Source organism: Arsenophonus endosymbiont of Apis mellifera, from assembly GCF_903968575.1.
Taxonomy (GTDB): Bacteria; Pseudomonadota; Gammaproteobacteria; order Enterobacterales; family Enterobacteriaceae; genus Arsenophonus; species Arsenophonus apicola.
In genome coordinates, this window is record NZ_CAJCFU010000032.1 from 32216 (window position 1) to 55091 (window position 22876).

Annotated in this window: 14 protein-coding genes and 3 pseudogenes; 7 read left to right on the plus strand and 10 right to left on the minus strand. The window is 42.1% G+C overall.

Annotated features, from left to right (window positions below; all coding sequences use genetic code 11):
- Both ygfK and H1X92_RS03820 read right to left on the minus strand, forming a co-directional pair.
- A pseudogene (gene ygfK / locus H1X92_RS03815) lies at positions 1-3110 on the minus strand (putative selenate reductase subunit YgfK).
- Positions 3111-3395: 285 nt separating this feature from the next.
- Positions 3396-4037, minus strand: coding sequence for an NTP transferase domain-containing protein (locus H1X92_RS03820; RefSeq protein ID WP_180558932.1), 642 nt, complete (start codon positions 4035-4037; stop codon positions 3396-3398).
- Positions 4038-4056: 19 nt separating this feature from the next.
- Here H1X92_RS03820 and yqeC point away from each other — a divergent pair, with 19 nt between their 5' ends.
- Entirely contained in the window at positions 4057-4833 is a 777-nt protein-coding gene (yqeC, locus tag H1X92_RS03825) for a selenium cofactor biosynthesis protein YqeC (RefSeq protein WP_180558933.1), read from the plus strand.
- A gap of 29 nt (positions 4834-4862) precedes the next feature.
- A complete protein-coding gene (yqeB, locus tag H1X92_RS03830; protein WP_180558934.1) occupies positions 4863-6455 on the plus strand; it encodes a selenium-dependent molybdenum cofactor biosynthesis protein YqeB in 1593 nt (530 codons plus the stop codon).
- A gap of 71 nt (positions 6456-6526) precedes the next feature.
- Here yqeB and arcC read toward each other — a convergent pair whose 3' ends face one another.
- The 5 genes and pseudogenes from arcC to ygeW form a co-directional block, all read right to left on the minus strand.
- Positions 6527-7459 (minus strand): carbamate kinase, encoded by a 933-nt coding sequence (gene arcC / locus H1X92_RS03835; protein ID WP_180558935.1) that lies wholly within the window; start codon positions 7457-7459, stop codon positions 6527-6529.
- Between the two features lie 67 nt (positions 7460-7526).
- Positions 7527-8906 carry a dihydropyrimidinase gene (gene hydA / locus H1X92_RS03840; protein ID WP_180558936.1) on the minus strand — a complete coding sequence of 460 codons (1380 nt, stop codon included), beginning with the start codon at positions 8904-8906 and terminating at the stop codon, positions 7527-7529.
- A gap of 57 nt (positions 8907-8963) precedes the next feature.
- Positions 8964-10181 carry a YgeY family selenium metabolism-linked hydrolase gene (locus H1X92_RS03845; RefSeq protein ID WP_180558937.1) on the minus strand — a complete coding sequence of 406 codons (1218 nt, stop codon included), beginning with the start codon at positions 10179-10181 and terminating at the stop codon, positions 8964-8966.
- Positions 10182-10247: 66 nt separating this feature from the next.
- A complete protein-coding gene (gene dpaL / locus H1X92_RS03850; protein ID WP_180558938.1) occupies positions 10248-11447 on the minus strand; it encodes a diaminopropionate ammonia-lyase in 1200 nt (399 codons plus the stop codon).
- Positions 11448-11516: 69 nt separating this feature from the next.
- Positions 11517-12704, minus strand: a pseudogene (ygeW, locus tag H1X92_RS03855) (knotted carbamoyltransferase YgeW).
- Positions 12705-13363: 659 nt separating this feature from the next.
- Here ygeW and H1X92_RS03860 point away from each other — a divergent pair.
- Positions 13364-15147: pseudogene (locus H1X92_RS03860) on the plus strand (sigma 54-interacting transcriptional regulator).
- 49 nt (positions 15148-15196) lie between these two features.
- Here the strand turns inward: H1X92_RS03860 and xdhC are convergent.
- The 3 genes from xdhC to xdhA are packed head-to-tail and all read right to left on the minus strand — an operon-like array spanning position 15197 to position 18832.
- Complete coding sequence (gene xdhC, locus H1X92_RS03865) at positions 15197-15667, minus strand: xanthine dehydrogenase iron sulfur-binding subunit XdhC (RefSeq protein ID WP_180558939.1); 471 nt, start codon at positions 15665-15667, stop codon at positions 15197-15199.
- Positions 15664-16542, minus strand: a complete 879-nt coding sequence (gene xdhB, locus H1X92_RS03870; protein ID WP_180558940.1) for a xanthine dehydrogenase FAD-binding subunit XdhB — start codon at positions 16540-16542, stop codon at positions 15664-15666. The genes xdhC and xdhB overlap by 4 nt, the downstream gene beginning before the upstream one ends.
- Positions 16543-16546: 4 nt before the next feature.
- Entirely contained in the window at positions 16547-18832 is a 2286-nt protein-coding gene (gene xdhA / locus H1X92_RS03875; RefSeq protein ID WP_180559001.1) for a xanthine dehydrogenase molybdenum-binding subunit XdhA, read from the minus strand.
- 541 nt (positions 18833-19373) lie between these two features.
- On the opposite strand from xdhA, the gene H1X92_RS03880 reads away from it, so the two are divergent.
- The 4 genes from H1X92_RS03880 to H1X92_RS03895 are packed head-to-tail and all read left to right on the plus strand — an operon-like array spanning position 19374 to position 22764.
- Positions 19374-20339, plus strand: a complete 966-nt coding sequence (locus tag H1X92_RS03880; RefSeq protein WP_180558941.1) for a methionine ABC transporter ATP-binding protein — start codon at positions 19374-19376, stop codon at positions 20337-20339.
- A 38-nt stretch (positions 20340-20377) separates the two neighbouring features.
- On the plus strand, positions 20378-21052 hold the full coding sequence (locus H1X92_RS03885) for a methionine ABC transporter permease (protein WP_180558942.1): 675 nt from the start codon (positions 20378-20380) through the stop codon (positions 21050-21052).
- 36 nt (positions 21053-21088) lie between these two features.
- On the plus strand, positions 21089-21931 hold the full coding sequence (locus tag H1X92_RS03890) for a DUF169 domain-containing protein (RefSeq protein WP_180558943.1): 843 nt from the start codon (positions 21089-21091) through the stop codon (positions 21929-21931).
- Positions 21932-21951: 20 nt separating this feature from the next.
- Positions 21952-22764 (plus strand): MetQ/NlpA family ABC transporter substrate-binding protein, encoded by an 813-nt coding sequence (locus H1X92_RS03895; protein ID WP_180558944.1) that lies wholly within the window; start codon positions 21952-21954, stop codon positions 22762-22764.
- The last annotated feature ends 112 nt before the right edge of the window (positions 22765-22876 follow it).

A 22876-nucleotide genomic window follows, 5' to 3' on the forward strand; every position in this document is an offset into this window, starting at 1 on the left:
TCAGGCCTCCACATGAGTTAATAGATATTGATGGTGTTTGTGTACGTGGCTAATGATTTGACACATGTCGTGCAGTTCGGGCGGTATCTTTTGAAATTGGCTGTCATTATTGATGCGTAATAGCCAGGTTTGGCTGTTGAGTCGAACAGAGATGCGATCGCCTTCGGCCCAAAAACCAGGGTTAGTGCTATTAATAAAGTCCTCTTCCAGGCTAAAAATAGTCAGCTTATCTCGGTATGGTTTACCTTGCCAAGGACAGAATTGCGCACAATTACCACACTCATTGCACATGGCATCTAAATGCAACGTTTGGTAGCGATTTTGAAAGCCAGGTATGGCAATCGAAACATTGGCGCGATTTGGGCAGACATCAACACACTTACTGCAAATATAATTACATTCCAGACAGCGATTGGCTTCCTGTTCAACGAAAGCTTCACTGTGTTGTTGGTCAATTAGGGTGACGGCAATTTGACCTTTACGCTGATAAAGATGTTGCGGATCAACATTACTCCAGTACTTATTACCATGATGGCTATAAATATTTTCCCGTCGCAAAATGGTATCGACAGCACGACGGGCGGTACTGATCGCCGCGACAATGGAAGAAGGCCCTTGTTGCACATCGCCGATTAAAAATACGCCGGATTGCGTGGTTTCTCCGCTCACCAGATCAATAGCCGGCTTGCCATCTTGAGCGAGTGGAACGCCCATTGCGGTTAGCATTTGGCTATCTTGTTGCTCACCTATTGCGGTAATTATGCTATCAATTTTAAGCTGGTGGTTTGTTCGGTTGCCACTGCCTGACGACGCCCGGAGCTATCAACTTTACCTAAAGTCATCAATCTGACCGTCAATTTACCATCAATAGCGAAATGTTCAGGATTGGCAAGGAACATAAATTTTACGCCATCAGCTAAAGCTTCTTCATATTCCTCTGGCCAGGCGGGCATTTCGGCTTTTGAACGGCGATAGATGATAGTGACTTGTTCTACATCCGGTATGCGCAGTGCTGCCCGGGCACAGTCCATGGCGGTATTACCGGCACCAATTACCGCCACATGTTTGCCCATCTTCGGGGTAAAACCACGATTATAGTCACGCAGGAAGGGTAGAGATGGGTAGATGTGATGATTTTCACCAGTCAGTTTGATACCACTGTTTTTGTCGGTGCCAACGCCAATCAACACATAATGAAAGCCAGCCGCTTTCAATTTCTCCACGGTTAGATCAGGCTGACAGCCAAATTCAAATTTGACACCGTGTTCAGCAATAAAGTTGATATCATGCTCGATAAGTTCTGCCGGGATGCGAAATTGCGGGATAATATTTTTTACTACGCCACCGGCATTGGACTTTCGTTCATAAATGGTTACTGGATAGCCTGCTCGGGCTAAAAAATAGCCGGCACTGAGGCCAGCAGGGCCGGCACCGATTATGGCAACCGGATGGCGAGTACCTGTACCGGCCGGTTTATGCCAACGCTGTTTATACTCCTGCCAGCCTTTTTCTAAGGCAATTTTTTTCAGTTGACGAATATTTAGCGCACTATCATAGTCCAAGCGAGTACAATTGTATTGGCATTGATGATCGCAAATATGACCGGTAATGGCCGGTAGCGCGTTGCGTTGGTAGATAAGTTCTAACGCATCGGTATAACGCTTTTCACCTAATAAACGGATATATTCAGGGATATCCTGTTTAATTGCACAGGCATTAACACAAGGCGCCACATAGCAATCTGTTAATGGCAAAGAGTTATCAATATTGATCTGTTGGTTGGCTTTCAACTCTTTTTGGCTATAAGCCATATTGATGGCTTGTTTTGCCAATTTGTCTAATCGTTCAACATCAATTTTTTCTGCCTGCCAGGCAGCGCTATCGGTTAATTGTCGTAGGCATTCCGTCATACGCAGATAGCCACCCGGTTTCAATAGATCGGTTGCCATGGTGATGGGGCGAATGCCGGTAGCAAAAATATCACGGATATTGATTTGGCTAGCACCACCTGAATAGGAGATAGGCAGCATGCCATCAAAGGCGCGGGAAAGAACTGCAGCGACATTGATTGATAGTGGAAACAGTGCGCGGCCGGACATATACATCTCTTCGCCAGCGAGTTTGCCCTTATGATTGATAACGCCTAAGGTATTAGTCAGTTTGACGCCAAATCCTAACTGTTTTTCACTGGCCAATGCCATTAACCGCTGTAACATGGCCAAGGCTTGTTCCAGTTGTAGATCGTGCTGGAATGAAACCTCTTTTAGGCCGATATAATTAAACCCGCAGCTATCGAGGATGTCTCTTACCTGTTGATAACCCAGTAGAGTGGGATTGAGTTTGACAAAAGTATTGAGCTTTTTATCTTGCAACATATAACGGCAGATAGCTTCGATTTCATCAGGCGGGCAGCCGTGCATGGTAGAGAGGGTGACACCACTTACCATTTGAGCGGGAATGGTGTTAGCTAATTTTGTCAGTGCAGTTTGGCGATTTTCGGTAGCCAATTGATGAATAAAATCGGCCTCTTCGATCCATGACTGTAATAACTGCCGGTAGCGGTTAAAGGTGGGATGATGAGATGCATCCATCATGCTATCGATAAATTGCTGCATAGCCGGTTGCTGAATACCGGCTAAATCGTAACCGACACTCATATTAAATATAAAGGATTTTGCTTCGCCGGTTTTACGGGGCTCAAAAATGGCTTCGGGTAGATGCAGAATAAACCAGGCTTTGAGATATTCATCCCAGGCTTTAATGAGCGTAAATTCAGTTGACCACTCAGTATTGAAACATTCATCTTCCGCATCGATACAGGGTTTATCTATTTCTAATTGATCGAGGATTTGCACGGTTTTCAGTTCGATAAAGCGGCCGCCAGTTAACCAAGAGACAATAATATTTTGGGCAAGTTGGGTATGTGGTCCGGCAGCCGGTCCAATTGGCGTGGTACAAGTTTCACCAAACACCTTAATTAATGGATATTGATTTTGCTGACGATAAAATTGTTGTTTGGGAATACCAAATATTGATTGGTTTTGTTGGTATTCATCAAAGATGCGCTTCAAAAGTTTATCGAATGGAATTGGGCGCATGATATCTCCCATGAGACTCTCCTTGCTGCGATTTAATTGGGAAAATAGACAGATAGTTGTCATAAACTTTGCAACAATCACGCCAGAAACCAATAACCGAGGAATGGTTAATAAGAAATGTGATTAATATCTAATCTTGTTTTTTATTTGTGAAATAACTCACGCTCAAACAAATAAGAATGATAATCAATAGAAAATAGCCAAGTTCGGCAGATAGTTATCTATTTCATAATTCTCAAAAAAAGAATTTCACTATCACTTTGATAAACCTAACGGGCTACAGATGTATTATTGCCCTTAAACAGAGCCAGCCAGATTTTCTATTGTGCGTAACTCCAAATAAATCTCCGGAGTATCAATATCTGCGATTATTGCCGGTTGATTCAGATCTATATATTGCCACTGACCCTTGCGTACAGCTTGCTGCATAGAGCGACAATCGGTTTGTCTTACCGCCCTATTAAGACAATGACGGGATAATAAAACCGGATGACCCGGTGTTTTTTGATAGCGAGGGATCAGCGCATAAGCACCGCGTTGGCACCAAATTTGCTGAAATATAGTGTTAGTTAGACAAGGCATATCACCGTGGGTAATAAAGCAGTAGTCACTATTAACAGCCTGAGCGCCGGCTCTAATCGAGCTGAATAGCCCCTGCTGATAATCGGCATGATAAATTAAACTGATTGCTGGGTGTTGTTGATAGCGCGCCATCAATTCTTCAGCCCGATAGCCAAACACCAGAATAATGTGAGAACACAATGCTAATGCATTTTTGATACTGGCATCAAGTATTGTTCCATGTTGCCAGGGTAACATCATTTTCCATTGTCCCATACGAGAAGAAAGACCGGCAGCCGGAATAATGCAATCAATAGTTTTGCTGATTTGTGCCGGTTTTTTGGTTAGTTGCGTAAGCGGGATAGCAGATCTATTCATTTTAATGGACTCCTAAGCAATGCCACAGGCCAATATACCCGAACCGCTCACGATGTTTTGTGATAGAACATTGAACTCATCCTCTGTGGTTATTAGTTTGATTGGTGCAGGGGGTAAAACCAGTACGCTATTTTGGCTGGCGCGGCAATTTTCTGTTTTAGGTAAAAAAGTGATTATCAGTACTACCACAAGGATGTATTTGCCTGATGAAAATATTCCCCTATTAATATGTCGCGATCCGGCTCAGTTGCCTGCGGCGGCTTTTGCCTCACCCATTTGTGCGTGTTATGCCGCTTGGCAAGCCAGTAGTGGCAAAGTGCGTGGTTTTTCCCCACAACAAATCGATGCTCTGGGTGAGCGATATTACGCGGATATCTTACTGATCGAAGCCGATGGTTCGCGCGGTCTGCCATTAAAAGCGCCTGCTTTGCACGAACCTTGCATACCGGTTAGTAGTCGCTGCGTAATTGCCGTAACAGGAGGACAGGTTTTAGCCAAACCATTAGGCCCTGACAATGTACAGCGCTGGCCTCTATTTGCTTCCATAACGCAAATTGAACCAGGAGATAAAGCAGATATTGCGGTACTTGAACATTTTATTCGGCATCCGGCAGGAATGTTTAAAAATGTTCCACTGCATGCCCAGCGTATTTGGTTAATTAACCGTTTTTCTCAATCTGAGAATTTTATCACTAACCAATTATCTGCATTGTTACTAACAACAGGACTAGATGCGATTTGGTTGGGAGCAGTCAGGGAGTCTCCTCCTATCAGGAATGTATTGCAGCGTCAGTGAAATTGAATGGATAACTCATTGAGGTAGGTATGAAAATTTTTGTCGAAGCAGCAAAACTGGAGCAGCAGAATCGCCCTTTTGCTATGGCACAAATTATTGAAAGTCGAGGTTCTACGCCGCGCCATTCTGGGCAAATGTTAGTACTCGATGATGGCAGTGTGATTGGAACGATTGGTGGTGGGATGGTAGAGCGAAAAGTGATTACTGAAGCCCTGTTAGCGTTGGCAGAGCGTAAGCCGCGTATTTTTCATGGTCGAATGACCCGTAATGGTCAGCATGCGGTTGGCAGTGATTGTGGTGGCTCAATTTCAGTTTATATTGATGTTCATGGTTTAGCTAGCCGTTTAATCTTGATTGGTGCTGGCCATGTTAATCGTGCTATCGCCCAAACGGCTGCTGCTTTAGATTTTGAAATCGTGGTGCTGGAGGTTTATGCCGATAGCCTTAATGCTGCTTATTTTCCAACCGATAGCAAGTTATTGCAGGTAGCGTCTTTTAACCAAGGGATCGAGCAATTAGCTATTAAAGCGGATGATTATGTGGTGATTGCGACTAATAGCCAAGATTGGGAAGCGCTATCATTGTTGATCCACTTACCCGTCAAATATCTTGGGCTTTTAGCCAGCCGTAGAAAAATACATACCTTTACTCGACAATTATATGAACAAGGGCTGAAGGCAAGTCAATTGGCTCACCTTCATGCGCCTGTTGGTCTCAATATTGGCGCAGAAACGCCGGCAGAAATTGCTATTAGTATTGTCGCTGAAATGTTGCAAATTAAACATCAAGCCGCCGGTGGCTCAATGAAGTGCAGTACTTTTCCTTATCGTCAGCGGGTAGTTATTCGGGGTGCTGGCGATATTGCAACAGGCGTTGCGTTGCGTCTTTATCATGCTGGTTTTCACGTCATTATGTTAGAGGTTGCATACCCTACAGTTATCCGCTGTACGGTGGCTTTTGCTCAGGCTATCTATGCCGGAGAAATGACGATTGAAGGTGTGAAGGCTAAACATGTTACTAGACCGGAGGATGTCGATCCGCTTTTGCAGCAGGGAATTATTCCCATCTTGATTGATGCAGATGCTAGCCTATTACCCGCTTTGCAGCCCGATGGTGTAGTCGATGCCATTTTAGCTAAACAAAATCGAGGAACCCATCGAGCAATGGCGCCGGTGACGATTGCTTTGGGGCCCGGTTTTGAGGCGGGTAAAGATTGTGATGCGATTATAGAAACCAATCGCGGACACAATCTAGGGCGAGTGATTTACCAGGGATCAGCGCAGGCTAATACCGGTGTGCCAGGTAATATTAATGGCCATACCACACAACGTGTTGTGAGAGCGCCGGTCGCCGGTGTTATGCATCGTAATGTCAATATCGGTGATATTGTTAGTGTCGGCGAAGATATTGCTTACATTGACGATACGCCAATTAAAGCGCCATTAAGTGGCCTGGTTCGTGGTTTATTAAATGATAATTTAGCGGTGACGGCAGGGTTCAAAATTGGCGATATTGATCCGCGTGGGGCCGCAGTCGATTTTACTGCCGTGTCGGATAAAGCGCGGGCTATAGCCGGCGGGGTGTTAGAAGCATTGATGGCCTTGATGGCAAAACCGGTTTAGTTGCTAACGGATAAAAATAGCCTAAAGGGAGTAAGGGCGCATCGCGCCCTGTAAGAGGATAACCGGTTCGGCTATAGACAAACAATCGTACCTGTTTTTCCTTCGATCCCTTGTTTGGCTTTATTTAAAACGGTAATTAATGTTTCACGCCCAGGCCGACTACAGGCGAAAGAGAGGGCGGCTTCAACTTTGGGTAACATTGATCCTTTGGCAAAATGTCCCTCATTAATATAGCGTTGGGCTTGGTCTAGATTGAGTCGTTCCAGCCATTTTTCATTATCTTTACCAAAGTTAATCGCTACTTTTTCTACCGCCGTCAAAATAATTAACATATCCGCATCGATCATTTCGGCTAATTTAGCACTTGCCCAATCTTTATCAATGACGGCACTTACACCGCGTAAATGATTGCCTTCACGCACCACTGGTATCCCACCACCACCAACGGTAATAACGACCTGTCCAGCATTAAGTAAGGCTTTGACTGTTTCTTTTTCAATGATAGCGATCGGTTTAGGCGAAGCAACCACCCGACGATAGCCCCGTCCGGCGTCTTCTTTTAGTTGATAGCCATTGGCGATCAATTTTTCAGCTTCTTGCTGAGTGAAAAAAGAGCCAATGGGTTTAGTGGGCTCAAGGAAAGCCGGATCGTCGGCGGCAACTTCCACTTGGGTAATAATGGAAGCAACGGGAATGGCTAAACCACGATTGAGTAACTCTTCACTTAATGCATTTTGTAGATCGTAGCCAATATAACCTTGGCTCAATGCCACACATACCGACATAGGTAACATCGGCGTGTGAGCGGCTGTTTTAGCCGCAGCTTCAAATGCGCGGTTGATCATGCCGACCTGTGGCCCATTACCGTGAGTAATGACCACTTTATGTCCCTGCTCAATCAAATCAGCAATAGCCTGTGCTGTGGTTTTTACGGCGACCATTTGCTCGTCTAAACCATCACCTAACGCATTACCGCCCAGGGCAATGACGATTGTTTTTTTCATAATATTCATTATTCCTGTTATTTATTGTTATTTACTATCAGGGAGGTGTCGGTTATACAGCAAAGCGTTAGCTTGTCTGGAAGGGTTGGCGATGTAAGAATTGTCCCCAACCTGCATTGCCTGTAAATTGTCCTCGACTGAAAACCGGTTTTCCTCGTGATAGGGTATGGATGATTGCTCCTTGGCAAACCATTTCTTCATAAGGGCTGTAATCTGCGTTATCATGTAACTCTTCGTGACGAATAGTGGTGCGTTTATCGGCTGCAATGATAACTACATCAGCATCTGAACCGGGGGCAAGGCAGCCTTTGCGTGGCCAGAGGCCGAATAACTGAGCGGGTTTGCTGCTGGTTAATGCGACAAAGCGTTCTGGGCTAATGCGTCCACTCATTACGCCGGCAGAAAAGAGTAATAACAGCCGATTTTCTACCCCAGGCAGCCCATTTGGGCAGCGGCTAAAGTCGCCTTTAGCGAGCTCAAGTCGTTGCCGATAAGGAAAACTACAGTGATCGGTTGCCACCACATCAATGGTGCCATCGCTAATACCACACCATAATGCATCTTGTTCACGAACATTGCGTAGCGGTGGCGTGAGAATAAATTTCATCGCATCTTCACGCAGATATTGGCGTTCATCTAGCAGCAGATATTGAGGGCAGGTTTCTATCCATACTGCCTGCTGGTGGGCTTTGGCTAGACGTAAGTAGTCGAGTCCGAGACCATTAGACAGATGCACAATATACAAGGGGGCATTGTCAGCCAGTCGTGCTAGATTGATCATGCGGGCGATAGCCTCCGCTTCGCATTCAGATGGCCGACTTAGGGCGTGATAACGCGCGTCAGTCTGACCGGCAGCAAGAAATTGGTTGCGTAAATAGTGAATAATGGCATCATTTTCTGCATGAACGGTGGTTAATGCGCCAGCCGTTTTCAATTGTTTTAATGCTTGTAATGTATCGCTATCATTTAACTTATATTGATAAGTCAGATAAAGTTTAAAACTACTAATTCCATCCGCAACCATAGTAGGAATTTCATCGATAATCGCTTGATCAATATGTTGAATAACACCATGAAAGCTATAATCAATAACCGCTTGTTCAGCCGCATATTGATGGTAGGTTGCCAGTTGATGATGTAAGCTACACCCTTTGGGGCCAAAACCCATATGATCGATGATGGTGGTGGTGCCACCGCAGGCCGCTGCACGGGTGCCGGTAAAAAAATCGTCACAACTACGTGCGAGCCCGGTATCAATATTGAAATGAGTATGGACATCAACGCCACCAGGCATCACATAACACGCTTTGGCTTGAATAACCTGGCAAGGTTCTGATGGGATAATATTGGGGCTAATTTGCTTGATAAGACCGTTTTCGATTAAAACATCACTGTGCTGTTGGCCATCAGCATTGACCACAATACCATCTTTGATCAGTAGATTCATGCGTAAGCTCCCTAATCAGCCCTAATGCAGCATCATTAGGGCTAACGAGTAAAAGGATTATTTTTTCAATTCAGATAGATAGGTTAACGGAATTGAAGCATACATTGCGGCGCAAGTAACCAGATGTTCTTTCCAGGTTTTTTCGTTGGGGGCATGGGCTTGCTCCTCTTTACCAGGACCAAATCCGATCACTGGAATACCATGACGCCCCATAATCGAGACCCCATTGGTTGAGAAAGTCCATTTATCTACCACCGGTTGGCTATGGAATAAGCCTTGCCAGGCTTTACTGAGGGTTTTTACCGTAATATGATCTTCTTCTACTTTCCAGGTAGGGAAATAGCATTCAGTTGGATAAACTAAACCAGTCCAGGAAGGGCGTTCATAGCGATACATGGAAACCGTGGCTTTGGCCTCCTTAACCGATGATAAGGCGCGGATCTCTTCTAATGCCCCTTGCCAGGTTTCACCCCAAGTTAATCGTCGATCAATTGAGATAGCACAGCTATCGGCGACCGCACAGCGGCTCGGCGAGGTATAAAAAATTTCCGACACAGTAAGTGTCCCTTTACCCAAGAACTCATCATTGCCTAACTGTTGGGCCAGTTGTTGGAGTTCCATCAATATCGGCCCCATTTTGAAGATGGCATTATCGCCACGTTCCGGCGCAGAGCCGTGGCAACTGATGCCTTGCACATCAACGCGAATTTCCATACGTCCACGTTGTCCACGATAAATTTGGCAATCTGTTGGTTCAGTGCTAACGACAAACTCGGGTTTTATACCTGATCCCTCGATGATATATTGCCAGCAGAGACCGTCACAATCCTCCTCTTGCACCGTACCGGTTACTAGCAGCGTGTATTGGTCATCCAGTCCGAGATCTTTGATAATTTTACCGGCATAAACCATTGCTGCCATACCGCCTTCTTGATCCGATGCGCCACGGCCACCGATAATATTTTCTGTCTCCATACCTTGATAGGGATCGAAAGACCAATTTTTAATATTGCCTATCCCGACCGTATCAATATGCGCATCCATCGCAATCAAATGAGGCCCATGACCAATATAACCAAGAATATTGCCCATTGGATCGATATCAATTTTATCAAAACCCACTTTTTCCATTTCTTGTTTAATGCGGTGGATAACCTTTTTTTCGTCACAACTTTCACTAGGAATGGCGATTATGTCCCGTAGAAAACGGCTCATGTCATCTTTATATTTTTTGGCGCTATCCAGAACTTTATCGAATGGAACTTGCTTAACCATGTTGTTTACTCCCGTTATAAATTCCTATTTTGCAGCAATCATAAGATGCGTTTTAAGGGTCGCGCCTTATGCTGATGTTGGGTGCTTGCCTTGCCAGACAACTTCGCGGTAGTGTTTGACGTCAGTATCCCCTTCGGTATTGATTAGCAATACAACAGCATCTTTGGTTAGAGCTAATTTTTTTCTTAACGCATCGCGTTGCGGGTGGTAATGCACTGCTGCCAATACCCCTAAACCGACCGCACCCGATTCACCGGAGATAATGCGCGGATCTTTTTGGTAAGGGTTACCCAGTACACGCATGCCTAGGGCAGCGACGGCATCTTGGCATGAGAGAAATTGTCGGGCGCAGTTACGTAGGACCGTCCAGCCGAGCGGATTGGGCTCACCACAGGCTAACCCTGCCATAATCGTAGGCATATCGCCATCAACATTGACGATCTCCCCTTTTATACCGGAACGATATAGACAGTTAGCTAACTCAGGTTCAGTGACGACTGAATGCAATTGGTTAGCACCATAGACATCAGCCAAATAACCAAGTACGCCACCGGCCATGGCACCCACGCCAGCTTGCAGAAAAACATGGCTTGGTCGGCTGATCCCCATTTGGTTCATTTGCTCCACCGCTTCATCGGCTAAAGTGGTATAGCCTTGCATGATCCAGGTAGGAATTTGGCTGTAACCGGGCCAGGCTGTGTCTTGAATAACTTGCCAACCATGCTTTTTGGCGGTTTCCATTGTCATGCGGACGGTATCGTCATAATTCATATCGGTGACGATACACTCGGCACCAAGCGCCAAAATATGCTCTACTCTCTCCTGGGCTGAGCCTTTTGGCATATAAATAACACTGTGCTGACCAAGTTGTTTGGCGGCCCAGGCAACACCACGCCCATGATTACCGTCCGTTGTAGTAGTAAAGGTTATTTTTTCTGTCAGACTGTGTTTTAACTTTTCAAAAGAGAAATTATCGATATTGATATGGTATTTTTCACACAATAATTGGGCGATAGCAGAGGTACTACCTAACATTTTAAACGCATTTAGACCAAAGCGTTGGGATTCATCTTTGACCAATATTTTGCCAACTTGAAACAGATCAGCCAATCCATCTAGCGAGTAGAGTGGTGTTGGTTGATAGTTGTCTATCTTTTGATGAAAAGTCCGCGCCTTACCTGCTTCTTTACGCGAAAACAAGTCAGATTTTTCACCAGTAAAGAAGCGATTTTGCGCGATATCTAACTTTAATGAGGAAATTGACATAGCCAACCTTATTTGTTCATAAAAATACTTTTATGCTATTAACAGCCAATAGATGGCCGGGCAGCAGCATTATTTAACGCGTTTGTCAGCGTCTTTTATTAATTGCTCGAGGATCAAATCAGGTTGAGCGAATTTTCGCGCCAGGATCATGGCGGAGATGATATAGGGTTTCCAGCTAGCTTCTTTATAAGTTGCAATGCGATATTTTTCGAATACACCTTCGGTGACTTCACCTTCACGGCAGGAAACGCCAGAGATATCTGCCGGTAAGCAGTGCATATAGAGTGCTTTGCCGTTGTGGGTAAGCGCCATCATCTCTTCAGTGCAGTGCCAGTTTTTATAATTTGCATTGTGCGCCAAGCAATGTTTTTCTAATGATTTTAAGCCATCATGATCATTGTTACGTAATAATGTGGTGCGTTGCTCCATCACTTTATATGGTGCCCAAGATTTAGGGTAAACAATGTCCGCATCTTGGAAAGCTTGTTCCATACTATTAACCTGACGGAAAGTTCCGCCTGATGCTTGGGCATTATTTTACGCGACGGCGACGACGTCTGGGATAAGTTCATAACCTTCAGGATGGGCTAATGTTACATCCATACCAAAACGCGTCATTAATCCAATAATACCTTGGGGGACGGATAGTGGTTTGCCGTAACTGGGTGAATAAGCCCAGGTCATGGCAATTTTTTTGCCTTTCAGATTTTCTAGCGAGCCAAAGTGTTCACGTAACCAGGCTAGATCAGCCATTGATTGGGTTGGATGGTCGATATCACATTGTAAATTAACTAATGCTGGCCGTTGTGGCAGTACACCTTGTTGATAGCCTTCATCCAATGCGTCACCGACTTCACGCATATAGGCATTACCTGCACCAAGATACATGTCATCTCGGATCCCAATCGCATCGGCACAAAACGAGATCATATTGGCAGTTTCACGTACTGTTTCACCATGGGCAATTTGCGATTTACCTTCGTCTAAATCTTGTTGGGTTAACCCTAACATATTTAATGCGGAAGCGTAGGAGAAACGGGTACGAGTGGAATTGTCGCGAAAGATAGAAATACCTAAGCCATTACGAAATACATTAGTTGCAATATTATCTGACCGCAGAGTTTTGAGTACGGCGGCAATATTTAGCACCTGAATTAACTCATCCTGACTTTGTTCCCAAGTCAACAAAAAATCTTTTTTGTGAAGGTTGGAGTGCAGTGCTTTGATATCCTTGAGCAATTTATTAATTGTTTTCATCATAAAATCCTAATTTAAAATAGCTAGTCAGATAGCGAATATGCTGAGCAGAACTAAGCCAAGGATCTGCATAAGCTATTGAAGAGATATCAATAAGCATGCCAATTTTTTTGCGTAAAAAAAGAAAGGATGGTGGGTAGACAATAGCGTGATAATAATCACAGAAAAGGATTATTAAGGTAAGGGAATGAAAGCAAACAATAAATTTTTGCGTTATTGCTAGTATTTCCAGATTGATATTTCATGTACTGTATAGATGATAACTCTATCATTAAGAAATGATTCTATCCTTAATCAGGATCGGAGGCTAAAAATGGCATCGTTTGGCAATATAATAAATAAAAAAATTAATTAAAAAATAACAGAGTTATCTTTATTAATATGCTTATTGGAATAATAAAAATACAATTAAATTACAATTTATAAATATAAATTTAATTTTTAATTATCGATATTTATTAATTCATAATGATAATTTTGATACAGAATTATCATTTTAATAATGAGCCTTGATATTTTACGATGGACTGTAATCGGGAAGAATCATTTTTCTATCATTTAGGCTATAGGAAGCGATGTGCGGTTATTTGCACATGCCCTATAGTTCATTAGTTACGATATTTGTTGTGTAATAAATTTAGAACATAAGGAAAATGATCATGTTGGGTGTAAGTTCTCAATCTGCTTTAATGCGGATCCAACCAACTATCCTGCGATTTACGAAAGTTCTTTCCCGTGTATTACAACTTGAAGTTGAAATTGTAGACGGTGCATTAAGACGAGTGGCTGGATCAGGGCCTTATGGAAAGTATTTAGGGCAGAAGCTGGAACGAAATTCGCGTTTGTTGCGTTACGTCATTCAAACTGGAAAAGAGAAGGTTGTCATTCAATCCCGCTTGGATCCAGTGTGTCACGATTGTGAAAATAAGGTAAATTGTAAGGAAAAAGCGTTTTTAGGCACACCGATATTTTTCCAGGATGTTTGTGTTGGGGTAATCAGTTTGGTGGCTTTTACTCATGAACAGCAGGAAAGAATTAAACATAATTTACATGAATTTTCTGAATATGTGCAGCATATTTCGACGATTTTTATTTCAAAATTATTAGACGAACAAAATGGTGTAAATCATACCAGCAAAGCATTAATGACCTTAATTGATAATATCGATCAAGGGGTTTTGATATTAAGTAGTCGGAATAAATTAAAATTTGCCAATGCTATTGCACTTAATATACTCAATCTAAATTATGAAAAAATGATCGGCAAGACATTTACCATTCGGCCGCTAATTTATCAGGAAAGTTTTACCGGTGGTCATATGCAATATGTGATCACTTGCGGAGATATATCAGAAATACTGACCGGACAACTGCATAATATACAGGATTATCAAATATTTTTGATAGCTTTTCATCAATTACCGCTTTATGCCAATTCTACATTTGAATCTGATGAACCCCAAATTGAGCATCTGGTTGGTGAGTCACCACTCATGCGTAAGTTGAAAAAATTGATTAGCCGTATTGCGCCTAGCCCTTCTAGTGTAATGATCACCGGTGAAAGTGGTACCGGTAAAGAGGTAGTAGCCAGAGCGATTCATAAATTAAGTCATCGTGGTAACAAAGCTTTTATTGCCATTAATTGTGCCGCTATCCCAGAACAACTACTGGAAAGTGAGTTATTTGGCTATGTGAAAGGGGCTTTTACCGGCGCTTCAACCAATGGGAAGCAAGGATTAATTCAGGCGGCTAACCAGGGAACACTGTTTTTAGATGAAGTCGGTGATATGCCACTGGTTATTCAGGCAAAATTATTGCGTGCAATTGAGGCGCGTGAAATTCAGCCGATTGGCGCCAGTAAAGCTATTCCGGTAGATATTCGGATTATTTCGGCCACCAATCAAAATCTGGAAAAATTTGTTCGGGAGGGCAAATTTCGCGAAGATCTCTATTACCGTTTGAATGTTATTCCTTTAGCTTTGCCGCCATTACGAGAGCGGCAGGGAGACTTGCTATTACTTATTCACTATTTTCTTAATCTCCATACTAAGCGCTTTGGCTGGTGTATCCAGGGATCTCACAAGAGGTGTTGGAGCGTCTCAAGGCTTATCACTGGCCAGGTAATTTACGTGAACTGAGTAATTTGATGGAATATTTGATTAATGTCACTTCTTCCGGCGATGTTATTGATGTGGCATTACTCCCTCCCAATTTGGTGAGTCATCGTAAAAATGATTTTAAGGTTGAGACAGTGGTTGTTCCTAATATCGAAATAAAGGAACAAGCTATTGATGGTGCGGTTGTGCTTGAAGATATGGAAAAACAGTTGATCCGTGAAGCCTTAAGCCGTTATGGCAGTAAAAAACAAGCAGCAAAAATGCTTGGCATTGGTATTGCTACTTTATACCATAAGATCAAACGCTATGAATTGACCTCTGGCTAGCGAAGAAGGGCGATGGTATGGATTTAAAAATACCATGCCCAGAGATAACTTATTCGCAATATTGAATAGCATCAACGATCATTTGGTAACCGGTACAGCGACATAGATTACCGGCTAATCCATGTCGTATTTGCTTAATCGTTAATGGCTTGGTGCGCGGTTTGGCTAAAAAAGCAGTGGTTGCCATAATTAGGCCAGGCGTACAGAAACCACATTGAACGGCACCGGTATTAGCATAGGCTTGTTGTATTTTTGATGCGATACCGTTAATTAATTCGCCTTCTACGGTGCGAATGGTTTTACCTTGTGCCCAGATAGCTAAGTAGAGGCAGCTATCGATGGCGATGTCATCGACGAGCACAGTACAGGCACCACATTCACCGACCTGGCAGCCTAATTTAACGCTAAGTAAGCCTTCTGCCCGTAACACCTCTGCCAGTGACATTGCTGGTGATAGAGTCAGTTGACGATGAACGCCATTAATATGACAATCGATCGTGGTTAACGTTTTGGCATTCATATAATTTTCCCTCCTGCGCGCATGACAGCTACATTTATGACTCGCTCGGTTAAAGTGTGGATCAGATGTAAGCGAAATTCTTTTTCCGCCCGCCATGATGTTCTTGGCGAAACATCGTGGCTCACCGCTTTACCAATCTTAACCAGCGTTTGCCGGGTGAGTGGTTGGCCGCGAGCAGCTTCTTCCGCATGCTTACAGCGTATCGGCGTTGGTGCAGCGACAGCAAAAGCTAGTTTGAGTTGTTGAAATTTCCCCTGTTTAATGTCACAAAGGGCAGAACAACCAATGGTGGCGATATCCATCGCATCGCGCATAGCATATTTGAAGCTGGCGGCACCTTTGTCGCGATAATTTTCAGCTTTAAAATGAAAAGCGGTTAAAATCTCATTGGTAGCTAATGCGACTTTTCCAGGCCCAGTATGAAAGCCATTAATTGAGGTATAACGGCTCCCTTCTGGTGAAGCAATTTCCAGTGTTGCATCGTAGATAAGGGATGGACAAGCGGAATCGGCGCTGGGTGCGCCATTACAAATATTACCAAGGAAGGTAGCGACATTGCGTATTTGCGGGCCAGCGATCATGCTAGCGGCTTCAACCAGCGCTGGAAGATGTTGCTGAGCAATTGGATGATTGATTAATTCATTGAAAGTCGTACCCGATGCAATACGAATATTACCCGCCTGATCACACTGTATACCGCGTAATTCTGGCAAATCATGAATATCAATAATATGCTCAAAGTGTGAATTAAGGTGATGTAATTGGATCAAAACATCTGTTCCACCGGCCAATAATCGAGCGGTAGGTTTTTTTTCTAACAAAGCTACCGCGTGAGAGATATTGTCAGCACGGTGATAATTTTTAATGTCATACATAAATCTAACCTCTTATCAGCCCGGCTTGAACAAATTCGCGAAACAATCTTTTCGGTGTCAGAGGGAGGGAGTTAATCGCAATACCTGTAGCCATTCGTAATGCATTACGGATGGCCGGCGCAGGCGAAATGATGGGCGGCTCGCCTAGTGATTTATGCCCGTATGCTGATTGTGGTTCATAGTTGTCGATAAAAACACATTCCAGTTCCGGTAGATCCAGCATGGTGGGCATTTTATAATCAAGTAAATTAGCATTGCGGACAATACCGCTTTTTTCATCAACGATCAGTTCTTCATATAGAGCCCAACCAATTCCCATTCCCATGCCACCATGGACTTGTCCTTCAGCCAGCTTAGGATTAAGAATGCGGCCAGAATCATGTAGGTTGAGAATACGATTGATAGTCACCTTACATAGTGGAATATCTACCGTTAAATCGACAAAAGTACAGCCAAATGCTGGCGGGTTATTGGTCGTTTTACAGGAAGATTCAGCAGAAAGTTGTCCCCCTAATTCTGGATTGTAAAAAGTATCCATCGCAACATCGGCAACCGTCATGAGAATTTTTTCTGTCTGGCTGAGAGATACAAGCTTGCCATTGATAATGGTGAAATCGCTCTCTGATTGACTGAGCATAATGGCAGCATGTTGAACAATTTTTTGCCGTAACGTCTGGGCGGCTTCTTGTAGTGCCGGTGCGGTGACATAACTTTGCCGCGAACTAAATGCACCAGGATCAAAGGGGGTTATATCGGTATCCTGAGTTGAAATAACATTGATCATATTAACAGGCATGCCCAATGTTTCTGCTACCATCTGGGCAAAAACCGTGTCTGAGCCTTGGCCTATTTCGGTGGCGCCTATTTGTACATTCACAATACCATCTTGATTTAATAGTAGGCGTGAACTGGCAATTTCAACCCCGGCAGGCCAGGTATTAGAGGTATAACTAAAACAGGCAACGCCAACACCACTACGAATATCACCGCTCATTTGTTGACAGGCCGCTTTACGCGTTTGCCAATTAAATAGTTCGCGTCCTTTGGTCAAACACTCAATTATGCCTGCACTTTGGATAATGGAGTGATTAATTGGGTGGCTGTCGCCGGTGCGAGCCGCGTTGATAAGTCGGATCTCTACCGGATCGATGCCTAACTTAGCTGCGGCATCATCAAGTAGTGATTCTAATGCAAAAGTAACTTGAGGAGCGCCATAACCACGCATAGCGCCAGCCGAGGGTAGATTGGTGTAACAGGTGGTCGCCTGGTAGCCAAATGCACTGCGCGGATATAAATAAGCAACTTTATTCGCGGCGGCACCAGCAATTGAGTGGCCATGTGAAGCATAAGCGCCAGTATTGGATAAGACATCCAATTGATATCCTTTTAATACTCCGTCGCTAGTGATGCCTAATTCAGCATCGATCCGAAAGGCGTGTCGGGTGCGTGAAGCATAAAAGCACTCTTCGCGCGAAAGCATCACTTTTACTGGCACACCACCCAGTTTTAGGGTTAAAAACGCGGCCATCGGTTCTTCTAATACGTCTTGTTTGTTACCAAAACCACCACCAACATGCGGCTTGATAACACGTATTTTAGACCATGACATATCCAGTGCTTGCGCAACGATACGACGTACAATATGTGGGATCTGAGTACTGGAGACGATAATAATACGAACGGATTGTTCCATCCAGGCAAAACTGGTAACACTCTCCATGTGACAATGTTGCACAATCGGGGTGGTAAAACGTCCGCTAAATTGATGTTGGCATTTTTCTATCGCTGATGCAGGTTCATTAGCGGTGATTTGAGTTTGTTTAAGTAGGTTGCCATTACTATGAATATTTATTGCATCAGCGGCTTTAGCTGCTTCCGGGCAGGTAATAACCGGCAATTCTTCATAGGTTATTTTTACCGCAGCAGCGGCTTTTTCTGCGGTGAGCTCATCCCGAGCGACAACAATAGCAATGCCATTACCAAAATGGCGTACATGGCGAGTTAACAATAAACGATCGGCTATATCGCGTTTTTTCGCATCAAGTGTCCAGGCATGTCCGGCAGTAGCGAAAGGGATCTGGGGAACATCCTGCCAGGTAAATATATTGACTACGCCAGGTAACGCTAATGCCTGACTATAGTCGATTTCAGCAACAAAGCCATGAGCGATGGTGCTGCGAACATATTTAGCGTAGAGCATGCCTACCATCGATATATCATCGGCATATTTTGCCCGCCCTGTTACTTTTGTCAGCGCATCGATACGCAAATAAGATAAGCCGAGTTGCATCTCCTCGAACTTTTCCTTTTTTTTTAACATTGCTATTTCTCCTGTTGAGAAAAATCAAACTGATCAATGTTAATACGCAATATGTATGCCATTGTGTAAATTGAGCTTATTACAGAGATAAGATTGAGAGGCAGATAAAACTCTAGGCTAAATTTTGTTAGATTAATAAGATAAAGCGCTGATAAGATAATGACAGCATTTTCATATTGAGAAAGAAAGTATTATTTTGATAATTTTTTCATCGTCTATTATTTTATTTGTCAATTAATAAATATTAAATCACTTGGTTATATTTTAATGAATTTATTCTAGATTAATGCATTGTAATTAATTTGTTATTATTACTGCAAGGTTGCTTGAATTATTTTATTTATTATTTGCTATTGTGTTCGCTGAAAATATTTTTTATTAAAATTGATTAAATGATAATTTATAGTGAAATATTATTAGAGAAACGACATTTTATTAGAAATAGATCAAAGAATATAACAATAACAATTTTATTATATTAATTAAAATTAAAACGATAAGGATGAAGGTTTTGATTAAAATCAATCAATTTAATAAGAAGATAGCAAATAAAATATTATTGAATGATATTAATCTAAATATCCACCAGGGTGAGATCCATGCCTTATTAGGTGCCAGTGGTGCAGGTAAATCGACTTTATTACATTGTATAAATGGTTTAGAACTTAACGGATGTAATGGTAAACTTGAATGTAATAATATTAATGTTATGAACTTATCCGGTTTATCTTTACGTCGTTATAGAAAAAATATTGGCATGATTTTTCAAGATTTTGCCTTAATGCAAAGAAAAACGGTTATTGAAAATATTATGCTACCAATGCAATGTTGGAATATTGCCCCCGCTATAAGAGATAGACGCGCAAAAGAGCTGCTGGAATTAGTTGGCTTAGAAGATAGGTCGCAATATCGACCAGCAGCATTATCTGGTGGTCAACAGCAACGAGTGGCAATCGCTCGGGCTCTCGCCTTACAGCCAAAGGTGGTATTATGCGATGAGGCAACTTCAGCTTTAGATCCTGTTACTAGCCATGCTTTACTTGAGCTTATTAAACGTATTAATCGTGTTTTGAATGTGACTATTGTTATGGTTACTCACCAATTAGACATAGCGAAACGTATTTGTAACAGTATGTCGATTATTGAAAATGGAAAAATTACGCTATCGGGAATAACAAAAAATATTTTTGTCACTGAACCGCCTGCATTAAGACGACTTGTTGGGCTTGAAAATATTGACATAAAACCTGGTGAAACCGGCTTTAAATTAATGATAGCGGATCATAGTAATGACGGATCCATTATTATTGATTTGTTCAATATTATTGGTAAAAATTTTAAAATGCTGTATTTGCGCTCAGAATATTTATTAAACGAATTGATTCATTTTTATTATCTGTCAATAAAAAATGAATTTTGTCATAAAGCTAAAGATTTTTTTACCATCAATGATATCTGTTTTAATACCATAAATTAACAATTTTATATTATTTGACTATTATGCAGGTCGAAAATATGTTTCTTAATATTAAAACCACCCAAGTTTTCGATTATCTACCGTTAATTATTATTCCTGCCATATTAGCAACATTAAAAATGTTATTTTTGTCGTTGATATTAGGTTTAATTATCGGTTTTTTTATTGGTGTTTTTCTGGTTTTATTTTCACCTGATGGGTTAATGCCAAAAAAAATTATCTATCATTCTCTTAATGGTTTGGTCAATTTTGTCCGCTCCTTTCCGGTTATTATTTTAATTGTTGCACTTATTCCATTCACCCGTTTCATTATTGGTACATCTGTCGGTTGGCAAGCGGCAGTTGTACCTTTAACCATATCGGCATTTTGTGCGATTGCCAGATTAATTGAGAATTCATTACTTGAAGTTGATAAAAAAGTTATTCTGGCAGCAAAATCTTTTGGCGCCAGCAATCGGCAAATTATCTTTAATGTCATGTTGATTGAGGCTTTACCTGCCATTTTTTCCAATCTGGTTTTTTCATCAATTCAAGTATTGGCAAACACCACTCTAGCCGGCGCGGTTGGTGCGGGTGGATTAGGGGCGATGGCCCTCACTTTTGGTTATCAACGTTTTGATGAGATGATGATGTATTCGATAGTGTTAGTTTTAACGATTTTGGTCTTTATTATACAAAGTGTCGGTAGTCATCTTTATAAAAAATTAAAATAATGTTTTATATTGAAAATTATAGTTAAGGAAGGTTTTGTGAATACACAAAATATGTGGCTGGAAGCGATGCTTGATCTTGCACGTCAGCCTGTTGGTATTCGTTTTTTATATAATGATGAGCTGTATAACCGCTGTGAAACAGCAGAAGCTTCAGCGCCTTTACCCTACTGTTTGGCAGTAAGAAATGCGTCGCTTGGTACAGCTTGTAAACTTAATATCAAAAAAATGGCGTGCCTGTCAGGCGCGCGAGCGCTGGGTGTTTTAAAATCGGAAGAAGATATTGTTAGCCTTAATGATATTAGTTCCGGCCATCGAAGTTACCAAATGGGACTCTATGCTAATTATGCCATTAGCCATCAAGTTGCTAAGGATATGGTATATTGTCAGCATCAGGTCCAAGGCATTGAAATTAAACCTCTCTCTTTATATACGGCATCCCAACCCGACGTGGTGATTATTGTCACTAATTCTTTAAATATGATGCGGATCGTGCAAGGATATGCTTATCATTTTGGTCAATTAAAGGATACTAAAGTTACTGGTAATCAAGCTATATGCCAAGAGTGTACCTCTTATCCCTTTGAGCGGGATCAGGTTAATTTCTCCTTTCTATGCTCTGGCACGCGTCATGTGGCAAAGTGGCATGATGATGAGATCAGTATCGGTATTCCTTTTCATTATCTCGATAAGATTATTGATGGCATTTGTCAAACGGCCAATCCAATGGATAGCAATAAAGCAAAAAAATTGATATTGCAGAAAGCCGCTAAGTATGGATTGTCTAATCAAATAGATATAAAGCTAGGTAATAACTATTACACGGGTGGCTATGGTACCTTGGAATACCATAGACGCAAAAATAATCAAATTATAAAATAGTCTTGCTAAGAGAATTTACAATGAAGAAATTCATTTATACGTTGATTTCAATAGTTATTGTTTTGTTTATATCAGGTCGTTATCTTGCATCAATAGTGAAAGATTCTGATACCCATAACCTATTAAAAAAACGAATCGGCTGTAGCGGAATTTTGTGTGATATTGTCGATTTTAGCGCCGGCGTGATGGCCGAACACGGTATTCAAACTGAACGTGTTTTTATGGATAATGCCGTTAATATTTTACATGCCGTGAATGATGGTAGTGTGGATGCCGGGTTAGGGGTACATGAAAAGTTTTTAGCCTACTTTAACGAAAAAAATAATGCCAATTTGGTAATGGTTAAACCCTATCCATTCACAACTGGGATTGGGTTATATTCAGAAAAATACCACTCGCTGGCGGATTTTCCTGTCGGCGCTAAAATTGCCATTATGAATGATGCCATGAATATGGATCGCGCGCTAACCATGCTGCAACAGGCCGGTTTAATTATATTGGATGCCAATAAAAAAAGTAATTACAGTCTGTTGGATATTATAGAGAATCCGCGCAAAATTACTTTTATCGACGTAGATCAAACACAAACCGTAAGCGCGTTACCGGATTTGGATGGGGCAGTGGCTTTTTTCACTCATATCTATAATGCCGGCAAACAGGTGAATTCCTATATCATTCGTGATAAAGATGCTCAGCAATTTCCAATAGGATTTGTGGTTAAAAGTGAGAATGCTAAGCTACAGTGGGCAAAACTTCTCGCTGACAGTGTACGTACCCAGTCAGTGCGAGTAAGCGTACAAAATAATTTTAATGGTGTATTCGATTATTACTAATATTCAAATCGTGGGTTTGGTGTAGTGATATCTGTTATTGGTTTTTAACTAACAGTATAAATAATATCAACGCAATGACTGATTTATAGTTTCAATCATCGCCGATGGCCAA

Bases quoted from the DNA above. Each gene is read 5' to 3' on its own strand.
- H1X92_RS03820 (WP_180558932.1), bottom strand. From the start codon at position 4,037: ATGAATAGATCTGCTATCCCGCTTACGCAACTAACCAAAAAACCGGCA.
- yqeC (WP_180558933.1), top strand. From the start codon at position 4,057: ATGCCACAGGCCAATATACCCGAACCGCTCACGATGTTTTGTGATAGA.
- yqeB (WP_180558934.1), top strand. From the start codon at position 4,863: ATGAAAATTTTTGTCGAAGCAGCAAAACTGGAGCAGCAGAATCGCCCT.
- arcC (WP_180558935.1), bottom strand. From the start codon at position 7,459: ATGAAAAAAACAATCGTCATTGCCCTGGGCGGTAATGCGTTAGGTGAT.
- hydA (WP_180558936.1), bottom strand. From the start codon at position 8,906: ATGAATCTACTGATCAAAGATGGTATTGTGGTCAATGCTGATGGCCAA.
- H1X92_RS03845 (WP_180558937.1), bottom strand. From the start codon at position 10,181: ATGGTTAAGCAAGTTCCATTCGATAAAGTTCTGGATAGCGCCAAAAAA.
- dpaL (WP_180558938.1), bottom strand. From the start codon at position 11,447: ATGTCAATTTCCTCATTAAAGTTAGATATCGCGCAAAATCGCTTCTTT.
- xdhC (WP_180558939.1), bottom strand. From the start codon at position 15,667: ATGAATGCCAAAACGTTAACCACGATCGATTGTCATATTAATGGCGTT.
- xdhB (WP_180558940.1), bottom strand. From the start codon at position 16,542: ATGTATGACATTAAAAATTATCACCGTGCTGACAATATCTCTCACGCG.
- xdhA (WP_180559001.1), bottom strand. From the start codon at position 18,832: ATGCAACTCGGCTTATCTTATTTGCGTATCGATGCGCTGACAAAAGTA.
- H1X92_RS03885 (WP_180558942.1), top strand. From the start codon at position 20,378: ATGTTTCTTAATATTAAAACCACCCAAGTTTTCGATTATCTACCGTTA.
- H1X92_RS03895 (WP_180558944.1), top strand. From the start codon at position 21,952: ATGAAGAAATTCATTTATACGTTGATTTCAATAGTTATTGTTTTGTTT.